The sequence below is a fragment of the Bacillus sp. MT94 genome (assembly GCF_058792475.1).
On sequence record NZ_JBXAEZ010000007.1, the window covers coordinates 114423 to 128938 of the forward strand.

The window sequence follows — 14516 nt, forward strand, 5'->3', positions numbered from 1 at the left end:
TGTAAGTGTATTTCAACTTAATTCTTATTGTCAACGGAAATGAGAATTATTTTCAACCATATGTATTGACAATCAAAAGATAAAGGCTTAATATCATGCTTGCTATTGAAAAATATTCTCAACATGTAGGGGGTACATAATGAATTTCATGCGGAAAAAATCGTTTACAGTATTTGTATTTTTACTAGCATTTTCAATGCTTTTAAGCGCTTGTGGAAAATCAAATAACAAAGAAGAATCTACAAAAGAAGATAATAAAAAAGAAGTGGTTACTGTAGAACATGCAATGGGTAAAACAGAAGTTCCTGCTAATCCAAAACGTGTAGTTATCTTAACAAATGAAGGAACTGAAGCTTTACTTGAATTAGGTGTGAAACCAGTTGGTGCTGTAAAGTCTTGGACTGGTGATCCATGGTATCCACATATTAAGGATAAAATGAAAGATGTAAAAGTTGTTGGTGATGAAGGACAAGTTAACGTTGAAACAATTGCTTCTTTAAAACCAGACTTAATTATCGGTAACAAAATGCGTCACGAAAAAGTGTACGAACAACTAAAAGCAATTGCACCTACTGTGTTCTCAGAAACATTACGTGGGGAATGGAAAGATAACTTCAAATTTTATGCAAAAGCATTAAATAAAGAAAAAGAAGGTCAAAAAGTTGTAGCTGATTACGAATCACGTATGAAAGATTTAAAAGGCAAACTTGGCGATAAAGTAAATCAAGAAATCTCTATGGTTCGTTTCATGCCTGGTGATGTTCGTATTTATCATGGCGATACATTCTCTGGTGTTATTTTAAAAGAACTTGGATTTAAACGTCCTGGAGATCAAAATAAAGACGACTTTGCAGAGCGTAACGTATCTAAAGAACGTATTTCTGCAATGGATGGCGACGTATTATTCTACTTCACATTCGATAAAGGAAATGAGAAAAAAGGCTCTGAATTAGAAAAAGAATATATCAATGATCCGCTATTTAAAAATTTAAATGCAGTGAAAAATGGTAAAGCATACAAAGTTGATGACGTTATTTGGAATACAGCTGGTGGTGTAATGGCTGCTAACCTACTATTAGATGATATCGAAAAACGCTTTGTTAAATAATTTTATTCTAACCAGCTCTCTCTTTGATGGAGCTGGTTTTTTCATTTCACTGAAGTGTCACATTATTTCATTTTGTATTTTTATTCCCAATATGTTATATTATAAAAGTAAATAGAATATATTTTCTTTATATCAGAATAGATTTTTTAATCTAAATTTTCTGATTAATCACTATTTTATTTTCTTTTAGAATTCAATTATTACATTTGAAAACGCTTATCATCTCGTTTTCAGGGCAAAATACAGTAACGGTTGAAGAAAAATAGAACTTTTTTAGAAATTTTCTTTCTATTTCCATATAATTCTATTGACTTCTAAATATTTTGTAAATTAAAATGATTACATAAATATCCGTTATACAGGATTAGGGGGAAACAAAAATGGATGCAGCTTTAAAATTAGACAAAGCTGGAGAGCAACAATCACCAAAAAAACATCCACCAGGGTTGTATTTGTTGTTCTTAACAGAAATGTGGGAAAGATTTAGTTATTATGGAATGCGTGGCCTTTTAGTTCTTTATTTAACAACTGCTGCTGTTAGTGGTGGGTTAGGATTTGATAAGGCAGTCGCAGTGCAATTATATGGTACTTTTACAGCGGCAGTATATTTCATGCCAATTATAGGCGGATGGCTAACGGATCATTATATCACAAGACGTCATGCCATTACTCTCGGCGGAATTATTATGGCAATCGGCAACTTTGTACTATTCTCAATGAATACAAAAACAGGACTATTTCTAGGATTAATACTATTAGTTATTGGTAATGGGTTCTTCAAACCAAATATTTCTACACTGTTAGGTGAATTATATGGTGAAAATGATTCACGTCGTGACAGTGCATTTACTATCTTCTATATGGGTATTAACGTAGGTGCTTTCTTCGCTCCACTTATTTGTGGATTTTTAGCAGAAGATTTCTTTAAAACAAGCGTTGATGGCGTTATGGTTATGGGATATAAATACGGATTCTTAGCAGCTTGTATCGGTATGATTATTGGACAAATTGTTTTCAACTTATTAGCTCCTCGCTACCTTGGTACAGCAGGAACAACAATTGTTGGTAAAAAAACAAAAAATCAACCTGCAATCGAAAAGAAACCTTTAACAAAACAAGAAAAAAATCGCACTTGGGCAATTGTAATTTTAACTTGTTTCGTAGTATTCTTCTGGGCAGGCTTTGAACAAGCTGGTAGTTCTTTAACACTCTATACAGATAAATTTGTTGATCGTACAATTTTTGGATGGGAAGTTCCAACATCTTGGTTCCAATCCGTTAATCCAGCGTTCATCGTACTCCTTGCACCATTCGTATCTATGCTATGGTTAAAACTTTCTAAATCAAAGCGTGGCGATTTAAAAATACCAACAAAAATGGCATTTGGTATGATTTTACTAGGTATAGGTTACCTGGTTTTAACATTAGCGGTTCTAAAAACTGGAAGTAGTGAAGCTGATATAACTGTTAAAGCAAACTTATTATTCATCGTTATCACTTATATGTTCCATACAATTGGAGAACTATTCTTATCACCAATCGGTCTATCAATGGTAAGTGCAATTGCACCTGTTAAATTAGCATCATTACTAATGGGTGTATGGTTAGCTGGTTCAGGTATGGCTAACTGGTTAGCTGGTAAACTTGCTTCCTTTACACAATCATTAGGATACCTTGAAGTATTTGCAAGTATTGGTATTATCGTTATCGTCTTAGGACTTGTACTCCTTCTCTTCTCTAAAAAAGTTGCGAGTATGATGGAATAATACAAAAAAAGACGCTTCTAAAATTAGAAGCGTCTTTTTTATTATTTCTCCTCTAAAGCTGTCACGTCCACATGAACGCTCTCACCAGGATTAGATACATCATACACTTGAGCACTCCCCTTCTGCTCATCACAGCTCTCAATCCATACTGGTACGCCCTCATATGTAACGTCAATTCTACTTGAAGAAGATAAGATTTGTTTCACACGTTTCACATCCATACTAATATCCCTCCTTTTGCTTACTGCACTCCTTTCTATTTTTTCTTTTCCTTTTAGAATATATTCCGTAAAGCAGCATGTTGATTGATAGTCATTTCTTCCTCACATGCTAATATTTACTCTCTCGCTACCTTTCCGACAAATAAAAAAAGACGTATATTCTACACGTCTTTTTCCATAATATTCAAATTTTAAGAAAATAATGTTTTTACTACCGCACTTACTTTATCATTATGGATTTGGTAATACACTTCTAATCCTCGTCTTTCAAAGCGCACTACTTTATTTTGCTTTAACTTCGTTAAATGTTGTGAAACCGTTGATTGCGGAATTTCTAATACTTCCTGTAGTTGTGTTACATTACATGTTCCTCTTTGCATAAGTTCCATTACTAGACGTAGACGAAGTGGGTGAGCTAACGCTCTTAACATTTGTACATCTTCTTCTGAAATACGACATTCGAATTGATTTTGGCTCATAAAGTTCCCCTCATTTTCGTTTTTATTTGCGTTTTTATGTTCTTTTTATTTATTTATATATCTGTTCTTATATTTCCTGTTACGACATAACTTTATCAACCTATAAAGCCGAAAAATTTTTCCATTTTCATCAACAAAAATTCAGGAAAAAATCCTTGTTGATTTTGAATATTATACTATATGATATAACGAAAAAGCAAAATAATGGCCTACGAATACTTTGCTTGCAAACGTTGTTTTATCAGGCTTTTTGTTATATTTTCACCTCATTGAAATGCACAGTAACGGTATTGTAAAATACCGTCTATAATTGATAACCTATCGTAATGTAGCTGAACTATACTTAACCTCTTTGTTACGCTAAAAGGAATTTTCAGTAAAAAGAGATGATGTGGTATTAAAAAATTGTTTCTAATTTTTTATTCGTATTGCAAGCGGTTGGACTGTTGTGCAAAACTTCCTATTAAATCCACTCACCATTCCTCCCTCACTAGATCAAACAGGACAGATCAGTTCATATATCAAACTTTATACTCGATATAAAAGATGGCATCTAATATACGCCTATAAGGAACATGCCATCTGAATAAGCAAAATAATATGTAAATAACTTATACAGCACACTTAAATTCATTTGAGTGTGTTTTTTGTCTACTTTATGAACAAAGCTTTTCTTTTAACACTATTATGGAATAATTATACTTTTTTACGTTGACAATAGTGTTGAAGGAGAATATACTAAGCATGTAAGTTGATTGTGAATAGTTTCACAAATAATGTGAATTTCTTCACATATAATAGATAGGAGTTGTCATTATTATGAGTACTTGGACACAAATTTATGACCCATTAAACAATATTTGGTTATCTGCACTAATCGCAGCACTTCCAATCTTTTGTTTCATCATTTGTTTAATGGGATTCAAAATGAAAAGTTACATGGCTGGTCTTTATAGTGTGATTGTCGCTATTATCCTTGCAATATTTGTTTATAAAATGCCAGCAACAGTAGCTGTAGCATCTGCCGGATTCGGTGTCTTATCTGGATTTTATCCAATTTGTACTATCGTTATCGCCGCAATTTTCCTTTACAAATTAACTGTTAAAACAGAGCAATTCAATATTATTCGCGATAGTATTTCAAGCATTACAAATGATCAACGTTTACAAGTATTATTAATCGCTTATTCTTTCGGTGCTTTCTTAGAAGGCGCAGCTGGTCTAGGGGTTCCAGTTGCTATTACAGCTGCACTACTTGTAGGTATGGGATTTAACCCATTAAAAGCAGCAGGTATTTGTTTAGTAGCTAATATCGCTGGTGGTGCTATGGGTGCTATGGGTATTCCAGTTACAGTACCAGCACAATTAACTGAACTTGACGCATTAACTATCGGTCGTCAAACTGTTCTTATTTTACCTTTCATTAGTATCATCTTACCTTTCTTACTTGTTTCAATGGTCGATGGAATTAAAGGTATTAAAGAAACTTGGCAAGGTATTCTTGTAAGTGGTGTTTCTTTCGCAATTACTCAATTCGCTGTAACTTACTTCTTAGGTGCAGAACTTACTAATATTTTCGCAGCCGTTGTAAGTATGATTGCTCTTGCATTATTCTTACGTGTTTGGCAACCAAAATCTTCTACTAAAGAAGAAAAACAAGAAACTAAAGTATCACATACATTCAATCAAATTTTATATGCTTGGTCTCCATTCGTATTCTTAACTGCATTTGTAACAATCTTTAACTTAAAACCGATTAAAGCTTTATTTGCTCCAGATGGTGCGTTAGCAAACTTAGTATTTAACATTCAGTTCCCTGGTCTTCATAATGCTGTTATGAAAACTACACCAATTACAAAAGCTGATACACCTTTCGCAGCTGTTTTCAAATTCGATGTATTCTCTTCTACAACTACTGCGATTGTACTAGCAATTATCGTTTCACTTATCGTTTACCGCGTAAAAGGTAAAATGGTTAAAGAATTAATGATTGAAACAATGAAAGAATTAAAAGCTCCAGTATATACAATTTGTAGCGTTATCGCTTTAGCTTACGTAGAGAACTACTCTGGTATGTCATCTACACTTGGACTTGCATTCTCTTCTACTGGTAATGCATTCCCAGTTCTTTCTCCAATCTTAGGATGGATTGGCGTATTCATTACAGGTTCAGTAGTTTCAAGTGGTTCTTTATTTGCACCACTTCAAGCAGTAACGGCAGACCAGTTAAACATCGTTCCTTCTACACTCGTTGCCTTAAACGTAGTAGGTGGTACAATGGCAAAAATGGTTTCACCACAATCTGTAGCAGTTGCTTGTGCCGCAGTTGGACTAGTTGGTAAAGAATCTGCTCTATTTAAAACAGCAATGAAATACAGTTTAATTTTCTTAGCTGTTATTAGCTTACTTCAATTAAACGCTGTATTTAATATCTTTTAAAAATAAAACACCGATCCAAATGGATCGGTGTTTTTCACATTACATTTTTTTATTTTTTAATAAAGAAGCTCCAGCAATTTCAGGGTGAGTCATTTCGAATGGATCTAAAATAATATCCAATTCCTCTTCTGTCAGTACACCATGTTCTAAACATAACTCCCTAACAGATTTTCCTGTTTCAATTGCTTCACGTGCAATACGAGATGCTGCTTCATAACCAATATGAGGATTAACTGCTGTAATAATTCCAACACTTTTCTCAACATATTGCTTCAGCAATTCTTCATTTGCTGTAATTCCTTCAATACAATATTCACGGAATACACGGAATCCATTATTCATAATACTTATAGATTGAATTAAATTAAATACAAGCACAGGCTCCATTACGTTTAACTCTAATTGTCCTGCTTCTGATGCTAAGCAAATTGTATGATCGTTTCCGATTACTTGGAATGCGACTTGGTTAATCACTTCTGCCATAACTGGATTTACTTTACCTGGCATAATCGATGAACCCGGCTGACGTGCTGGCAATTGAATTTCAGCTAACCCAACACGTGGACCAGACGCCATAATACGAAGATCGTTTGCAATTTTAGACATGTTCATCATACATACTTTAAGTGCTGCAGATACTTCTGTGTATGCATCTGTATTTTGCGTTGCATCAACTAAATGCTCTGCACCAACAAGTGGGAATCCACTAAACGTTCTTAAATGTTTTACTACTTGTTCAATATACGTAGGATTTGCATTTAATCCTGTACCAACAGCTGTCGCCCCCATATTCACTTCATATAAATGTTGACGAGACTGTTTAATTCTTTTTATATCACGCGCAAGCACTCGGCTATACGCTTCAAATTCTTGCCCAAGGCGAATTGGAACTGCATCTTGTAAATGTGTGCGTCCCATTTTAATAACGTGATCAAACTCTTTTGCTTTTTTACGAAAAGCAGAATGAAGTTCTTCCATTGTAATAAGAAGCTTTTCTAACATCATAAGAGTTGCAATATGAATCCCTGTTGGAAACGCATCGTTCGTTGATTGGGCCATGTTCACATGAGTGTTTGGGCTAATTTTCGCATACGCCCCTTTTTCATATCCCATACGTTCTAACGCTCTATTCGCAATTACTTCATTTGTATTCATATTAATAGAAGTTCCGGCTCCGCCTTGAATAGGATCCACGATAAATTGATCATGAAACTTTCCATCAACAATTTCTTGCGCTGCTTCTGCAATTTCATATCCAATGTCTTTAGCTAAGTAACCAGTATCTATATTCGCAAGCGCCGCCGCTTTTTTCACAATTGCCATTGCTGTAATGAGTGATGGATGAATGCGATATCCTGTAATTGGGAAGTTTTCTACGGCACGTAATGTTTGTACACCATAATAAGCTGCACTTGGTACTTCTTTTTCACCTAAAAAATCTTTTTCTATACGTATATCCTTCGTTGCTATCATTTTTATCACCTATACTTTTTCATTCTAAATCCTTATCCAAAAAATCCGCCCTCTAAAAACACGAGTATCATTCAGAAGAATTTTTCAGTATCCACCTTCACTATATAGCACCTTTTTTGAAAGCGCAAACATTTATTTTTCTGTATATCCTTTTTATTAAAGTTTATAGAAAATCATTCTTCTACTTTCCTTATTTCCACTCGTTTAATTTGATGCATATCCTTTTCAAGGACTTTAAAATAAAAACCGTGTTTCTCAATAACATCTCCTTCAGCAACGATTTGTTTTTGTACCATAATCCAGCCACCAATTGTATCTACATCATCAGCAATTAAATGTATGCCAAGCAAATCATTTACTTCACTAATAAGCACTTTTCCCTCTACGATTTTATACCCTTCACTTACATGCTCTATAGGTGGATTCTCATCTTCATCGTATTCATCTCGAATTTCTCCAACAATTTCTTCTAAAATATCTTCTAGTGTAACAATCCCTGCTGTACCACCATATTCATCATACAATACAGCTAATGGAATGTGTTTTCTTTGCATTTGTAATAGCAAATCATGAATTGGAATATTTTCTAGCACTTCAATAACTGGCCTTGTATATGGCATAATCGAGCACTCCTCGTCCCGATTCCCATCCATATAACGAATAAATAAATCTTTTACATTAACCATCCCAATAATTTCATCTTTATCTTCACCAAATACAGGATATCTCGTGTACTTTTCTTGTGCGATTACTTTAATATGTGTTTCAAATGGTTCGTCCTCATATAAGCCTACAACTTCCGTACGAGGTACCATAATTTCTTTTGCTACTCTATTATCAAATTCAAAAATATTATTTACATATTTAAATTCCCTTTGGTTAATCTCTCCGCTCTCATAGCTCTCAGATAAGATTAACCTTAATTCTTCTTCTGAATGAGCTACTTCATGTTCAGAAGCTGGATGTAATCCGAATAAACCAGTAACAACCCTCGCTGAACCATTCAAAGCCCAAATAAACGGATACATAACTCGGTAAAAATAAATAAGTGGTTTCGATAACAATAAGCTAACTTGTTCTGCTTTTTGTATAGCAAATGTCTTTGGAGCAAGTTCCCCAATGACAACATGTAAAAATGTAATTACTGCAAAGGCAATAATAAATGAAACTGTACTGGAAATTGCAGGTGAGAATTGTAATTTTAAAAACAACGGCTCAAGTAAATGTTTAATAGTTGGTTCCCCTAACCACCCGAGCCCTAAAGCAGTAATTGTAATACCTAGCTGACAGGCCGATAAATATTCATCTAAATTTGAAGTTACCTTTTTAGCTGCCAGTGCACCTCGTCTTTTTTCGCTAACGAGTTGATCAATACGACTGCTACGTACCTTAATAATTGCAAACTCAACAGCCACAAAAAATGCTGTTAACCCAATAAGAATGACTACCATCAATAATTTTAAAATATCCACATATGTCCTTTAGCTTTCTTAGCTAAAGTTACACCTCCTTTTAAAAAGAAGTTTCACTTTAGTTTCTTCAATTATTGGAAAGCAACTCTATATAAAATCCACCAATTTTCAAACCTCATACAATTCTAAAGGTAAACCATCAGGATCTTGGAAAAAGACGAATTTCTTCTCCGTTATTTCATCAATACGGATTGATTCTGTCTCAACACCACATTGATTTAAATGCTTCACAGCTTCTTCTATATTTGTAACAGCAAATGCTAAATGTCTAAGACCTGCTGCTTCTGGAAAACTTTTGCGCTCAGGTGGATTTGGAAATGAAAATAATTCGATTTGATACTCTTCTCCTACACATAAATCTAATTTATAAGAATCTCGTTCCTTTCTATATACTTCATTCAGTTCTTTAAATCCTAATATTCTAGTATAAAAATACTTCGACGTCTCATAATTCGAACAAATAATTGCAACGTGATGCACTCTACATATATTCATACTCTCTCTATTCCTTTCTTTACCAAAGATGCATATTCTCTCTTGAAATGAAAAACATATATAGCAGAATATCTCTTTTAGGAGGCTTATCATGAAATTCATTACTTTTTTCTTCGGACTAATTGTTGTTTTCTTGCTCGCTTATATTGCTAGCAATAATAAGAAGCATATTAAATTTAAACCAATTTTTATCATGCTTATTATACAGTTAATTTTAACCTATTTACTACTAAATACAGAAGTCGGCCTCATACTAATTAGAATCATTTCCAGTTTGTTTACCAAGCTACTCGAGTATGCTGCTAATGGAATAAATTTCGTATTTGGTGGTCTTGCAAATAAAGGTGAAATGCCATTTTTCCTTAATGTATTATTACCAATCGTCTTTATTTCTGTTTTAATTGGCATATTACAACATTTCAAAATACTACCATTTTTTATTCATTGGATCGGGTACTTTCTTAGTAAAATAAATGGTCTTGGGAAATTAGAATCTTACAACGCTATTGCCTCTGCCATTGTCGGCCAATCAGAAGTTTTTATTACAGTGAAAAAGCAATTAGCTCAAATTCCAAAACACCGTCTTTATACACTTTGTGCCTCTGCTATGTCAACCGTATCTATGTCTATCGTAGGTGCCTATATGACAATGATTGAACCTAAATATGTAGTAACTGCACTCGTTCTCAATTTATTTAGCGGTTTTATTATCGTACTCATCATTAACCCTTACGACGTTAAAGATGACGAAGATATTTTAGAAATCAAAGGTGAAAAACAGAGCTTTTTTGAAATGCTTGGAGAATACATTCTTGATGGTTTTCGTGTAGCCATTGTTGTCGGCGCTATGCTCATCGGATTCGTCGCATTAATTAGTTGTATTAATGACCTGTTCCTCATTATATTCGGTATTACGTTCCAACAATTAATCGGCTATATATTTGCACCTATCGCATTCCTTATCGGTGTACCAAGTTCTGAAATTGTCGCAGCTGGCAGCATTATGGCAACGAAGCTTGTAACAAATGAATTTGTTGCAATGATGGACCTCAGTAAAATTTCTAATAGCCTTTCCCCCCGTACAGTTGGTATTATTTCTGTTTTCCTTGTGTCTTTTGCCAATTTCTCTTCCATTGGTATTATTTCAGGTGCGGTAAAAGGACTAAACGAGGAACAAGGAAACGTTGTTGCGAGGTTTGGCCTTAAATTACTATATGGAGCTACTCTCGTTAGCATTTTATCTGCAATTATCGTAAGCATTATGTTGTAATTAGGTAAAATTTTATCATTTTCTTATCCCTATCTTTTGTATACAATAACGAATAGGTGTCTTATAAATAATCAAGACATCTATTTTTTATACATGTACAATCGCTTTTATTTAGCGTAAAATATTTTTTATGTGTTTGAATACACTTCTAAATGTATACACTTTGATAGTTTTAAAGGAGAAAAAATGATGAAATCCGACACGAACAACAATACGCGAGCCAAAAAAGGACGCTCAAAGAAAAAACGCCTACTTTGGTTCCTTCTTATTCCATTACTAATTGTAGCACTTGGAGCAGGAGGCTACTCCTTCCATATATACAGTAAAGCAAAGTCCGTCTTAAATAATGCTTATGCTGAACTAGGTCGAGGAGATAAGTCCAGTAAACGTGAAAAAGCTGTTAAACCTATGACCGACAACATTTCCGTACTTATTATGGGTGTTGATGAAAGTGAAATTAGGGAAAAAGGTTATGGAAAAGCGACTCGAACAGATGCGTTATTACTTGCAACAATTAATAAAAACGATAAATCCGTTAAACTTGTAAGCATTCCACGTGACTCACGCGTCTACATTAAATCACGTGATAAATACGATAAAATTACACATGCGCACGTATTCGGTGGTGTAGACAGCACAATTGATACGGTAGAGAACTTTTTAGATGTTCCAGTTGATTACTATGTAAAATTCAACTTTAAATCCTTTATTAAAATTGTTGATTCTCTTGGTGGTATTACTGTAGACGTTCCAGTTGAGTTCACAGAGCAAAATAGTAAAGATGAAGCAGATGCAATTCATCTTAAAAAAGGACGTCAACATTTAAATGGAGAAGAAGCATTGGCGCTAGCTAGAACTCGTCATATCGATAGTGATTATATGCGTGGCCAACGACAACAGCTTGTATTAGAGGCCATTGCTGAAAAGGCACTATCTCTTAATTCCATTAATAAAATCGGTGGCCTACTAGACGCTGTCGATAAGGATTTAAAAACCAATTTAACGTTTGATGATATGATGACAATTACAAAAAATTCAATGGATTCAAATTTAAAGATGGAAAAAATGCAAGTAGAAGGTACAGATAAATATATAGGTGGTATTTATTATTACGTTCCAAATGAAAAAAGCGTCGACACTATTTCAACTACCCTTCAAAAACATCTCGGTGTTACGAATAAAAATGAACATAAAAAATTATAATAAAAAGGCTGCTAGATCTTTCTAGACAGCCTTTTTATTATATTTTTCAACATATTTTTCATACACATTGTGACAAGAAGTGACAATTATTACAGCTATGTAACATTTTTTATGAAAACATTACACACACAGTGAAAATAATAGTATACTAGTACGTACATAATGTTATTTTCATCATTTTTATACAAAAAATGTAATACATATATTTATACATAAATTTCTGGGGGGAAATAAATGAAGCTAAGTAAAATACTGATTGGTTCTGCAATTGCTGGGGGCATATTACTTTGTGTAGGCAGTGTTGGGGGATATCAATATGTATCCAAATTAAATAATCAATTAAATACTACTGCATTACCAAATACTACATTTGAAGGTATTTCTCTCGAAGGAAAAAATAGGAAAGATATTCAAGCAATTATTAATCAAAAGGTAACTGAGTTAGATCAAAAATCCCTTACCTACATATTCCAAAACGATAAACAAACTTACACATGGAAAGATTTAGGGATAAATTATAAAGAGAAAGATATTATTGACAAAATCTTCAAAGAACAAGAAGGAAACGTAATGGATCGTTACAAAATGCGTAAGCAAGCTGAAAACGGTGAATTAAAACGTGACTATAAATTAACACCACAATTAAATGCAACAGCTTATGAAACCTTTATAAAAGATAAATATAATGAAACATTAAAAAATCCTGTTAATGCAGAATTGAGTATTGAAGGCTCAACAGTAAATGTTAGTCAAAGCCAAAACGGAGAAAAAATTGATAAAGGGAAACTAAACGATTTAACAAACGAAGCTATTACTACTGGTAAATCAGATGTTACATTGCCAGTTACATTTATAAAACCAGAACGTTCTACAGAAGACATACAGAAAATGGGTATTAAAGAAGTCATCGCTGAATATTCTACTCCAATGGCCGGCCGTAACGGAAATCAATCATTTAACGTAAATAAGTCAGCCAATACTTTAAGTGGGGTTATTGTCGCACCTGATGAAACATTTAGTTTTAATGGCCGCGTTGGCGTAACTGATGCTGCACATGGTTATAAATCTGCAGCAGTATATTCACAAGGTAAAGTAATACAAAGTGCAGGCGGAGGAGTTTGCCAAGTCAGTAGTACTTTATACAGCGCAGCTTTAAGGGCAGATTTAGGCATTGTTTCTCGAAGCAATCATTCTATGCCGGTAAATTATTTACCACTTGGGCAAGATGCAGCAGTAGCAGATTATGGTCCAGATTTAAAATTTAAAAATAATACGGGCAATCATATTTATATTCAAGCATTTTCAAATGGAGGTAGTATTACTACACGCATTTTCGGTACAAATACTGGTAAAAATGTTGAAGTTTCTTCCCAAGTAATTAGTAGGACTAGTGATAAAATCACAGCGGTTACGTATAAAAAAGTAACACAAAACGGGGCAGTAATATCAAATGGACAAATTTCAAAAAGCGTATATAAAAGCGCTCCAAAAGAATAGATAATATCAACCGAATAGCATAAAGAAAAAGGCGTGATTTAATCACGCCTTTTTCTTTTGCAGTAATAGTAAAAAAGTTTCAAGATGGTCTTTCGTTTCTTCTAAAGACCACATACGATTCCCTTCCTTCGCAGCTAATACACACGCCTCTTCCCACACGTTCTTTTTCTTCATATTTATTAATTCATCACGTAATTTCAAAACGATTTCTTCGTCTTCTTGTTCAATAAACTCTTCCATCACGCTTACTATTTCATCCTCATGAATACTTAACGTACAGTACGATTTAAGAAAGTATTGTAATGTCGTATACATAATGTACTCCCCCTTCTTATTTATCAGATGGATAAGAAGTAATAATCTTAAACCCTAATTCTCCTGACTTATCTCTTGCTAAAACAGTAACAGTTTTTACCAACTTGTCTTTTACACTCATATTTTTCTTTATTACCGTTTTTCCAACCGGGAATGAATGTGTTGTATTTAATACGAGACGAGCCTCTTTAGAATTTTTTAACCAGTCTTGAATTTCCTTATCATGCTGCTTCAAACTATCTTTTACAGCTTTCGTTGCTGTTTCCTTGTCATAGTATGTACTTGCTGCTGATACTTTATCTGTCTTCAAGCGATTCTTCAAATCTTCTTCTGATTTGCCTACATGTCTTTCAATCGTATGACCATTTTTAGGTGGCCCTTCCATTTCATCTAAAATATTATCACTAATTTTTTCTACTGATGTCGATTGATTCCCTGTTTGTTTCTCTGTTTTTTGTTCTTTTCCTGCACATCCACTTAAGATCAGCATTAGTGCCAATAAACCACTCAAGAAAAGACTACTTATTCGTTTCATCATATCACCTCTTTCATGATTATTATCGCAACTTCACTAAAAGTCAATTTCACAACGAAAAAATCTATCAGTTTTCATTTTTTTCATCTATTTTTCCATATTTACCCGCGCAATTTCATCAATCCTCTATTTTTCGACTTTTATAATATATACCCCCTATATTTTATGATTATTTCCCATATAAAAACAATGATAATATAACTATAAAACTCTTTCATACAAAGGTTTTTATAGTATTTTTCA

13 protein-coding genes are annotated in these 14516 nt (G+C 33.7%); 6 read left to right on the plus strand and 7 right to left on the minus strand.

Annotation, left to right across the window (positions count from 1 at the left end; genetic code table 11):
• Positions 1 to 139 precede the first annotated feature (139 nt).
• Both AC1Q51_RS22960 and AC1Q51_RS22965 read left to right on the plus strand, forming a co-directional pair.
• Positions 140 to 1108, plus strand: a complete 969-nt coding sequence (locus AC1Q51_RS22960) for an ABC transporter substrate-binding protein (RefSeq protein ID WP_001010277.1) — start codon at positions 140 to 142, stop codon at positions 1106 to 1108.
• A gap of 380 nt (positions 1109 to 1488) precedes the next feature.
• Entirely contained in the window at positions 1489 to 2874 is a 1386-nt protein-coding gene (locus AC1Q51_RS22965) for a peptide MFS transporter (protein WP_069354950.1), read from the plus strand.
• A 41-nt stretch (positions 2875 to 2915) separates the two neighbouring features.
• Here AC1Q51_RS22965 and AC1Q51_RS22970 read toward each other — a convergent pair whose 3' ends face one another.
• Positions 2916 to 3095, minus strand: a complete 180-nt coding sequence (locus AC1Q51_RS22970) for an acid-soluble spore protein H (RefSeq protein ID WP_000382679.1) — start codon at positions 3093 to 3095, stop codon at positions 2916 to 2918.
• A 191-nt stretch (positions 3096 to 3286) separates the two neighbouring features.
• The gene (locus AC1Q51_RS22975; protein ID WP_000081428.1) at positions 3287 to 3574 is read right to left on the minus strand and encodes an ArsR/SmtB family transcription factor; all 288 of its coding nucleotides are present in this window, start codon (positions 3572 to 3574) and stop codon (positions 3287 to 3289) included.
• An 819-nt stretch (positions 3575 to 4393) separates the two neighbouring features.
• On the opposite strand from AC1Q51_RS22975, the gene AC1Q51_RS22980 reads away from it, so the two are divergent.
• The gene (locus tag AC1Q51_RS22980; protein ID WP_000109093.1) at positions 4394 to 6013 is read left to right on the plus strand and encodes an L-lactate permease; all 1620 of its coding nucleotides are present in this window, start codon (positions 4394 to 4396) and stop codon (positions 6011 to 6013) included.
• A 39-nt stretch (positions 6014 to 6052) separates the two neighbouring features.
• Here the strand turns inward: AC1Q51_RS22980 and aspA are convergent, their stop codons facing one another.
• From aspA to gloA2, 3 genes are all read right to left on the minus strand, one after another.
• Positions 6053 to 7486: an aspartate ammonia-lyase gene (gene aspA / locus AC1Q51_RS22985; RefSeq protein ID WP_075718941.1), complete on the minus strand. Its 1434-nt coding sequence runs from the start codon at positions 7484 to 7486 to the stop codon at positions 6053 to 6055.
• A 173-nt stretch (positions 7487 to 7659) separates the two neighbouring features.
• Entirely contained in the window at positions 7660 to 8958 is a 1299-nt protein-coding gene (locus AC1Q51_RS22990) for a hemolysin family protein (RefSeq protein ID WP_000353320.1), read from the minus strand.
• Between the two features lie 108 nt (positions 8959 to 9066).
• Complete coding sequence (gene gloA2, locus AC1Q51_RS22995; protein ID WP_001017682.1) at positions 9067 to 9453, minus strand: SMU1112c/YaeR family gloxylase I-like metalloprotein; 387 nt, start codon at positions 9451 to 9453, stop codon at positions 9067 to 9069.
• A gap of 91 nt (positions 9454 to 9544) precedes the next feature.
• Between gloA2 and AC1Q51_RS23000 the strand changes: the two genes are divergently transcribed.
• From AC1Q51_RS23000 to AC1Q51_RS23010, 3 genes are all read left to right on the plus strand, one after another.
• Positions 9545 to 10723: a NupC/NupG family nucleoside CNT transporter gene (locus AC1Q51_RS23000; RefSeq protein WP_061661013.1), complete on the plus strand. Its 1179-nt coding sequence runs from the start codon at positions 9545 to 9547 to the stop codon at positions 10721 to 10723.
• A gap of 186 nt (positions 10724 to 10909) precedes the next feature.
• Positions 10910 to 11926, plus strand: a complete 1017-nt coding sequence (locus tag AC1Q51_RS23005) for an LCP family protein (RefSeq protein WP_002153524.1) — start codon at positions 10910 to 10912, stop codon at positions 11924 to 11926.
• A 234-nt stretch (positions 11927 to 12160) separates the two neighbouring features.
• Positions 12161 to 13423, plus strand: a complete 1263-nt coding sequence (locus AC1Q51_RS23010) for a VanW family protein (RefSeq protein WP_492331738.1) — start codon at positions 12161 to 12163, stop codon at positions 13421 to 13423.
• Between the two features lie 42 nt (positions 13424 to 13465).
• Here the strand turns inward: AC1Q51_RS23010 and AC1Q51_RS23015 are convergent, their stop codons facing one another.
• Positions 13466 to 13738, minus strand: coding sequence for a hypothetical protein (locus AC1Q51_RS23015; protein WP_000288806.1), 273 nt, complete (start codon positions 13736 to 13738; stop codon positions 13466 to 13468).
• A gap of 16 nt (positions 13739 to 13754) precedes the next feature.
• Positions 13755 to 14273, minus strand: a complete 519-nt coding sequence (locus AC1Q51_RS23020; protein WP_000822706.1) for an RNase A-like domain-containing lipoprotein — start codon at positions 14271 to 14273, stop codon at positions 13755 to 13757.
• Positions 14274 to 14516: the final 243 nt, after the last annotated feature.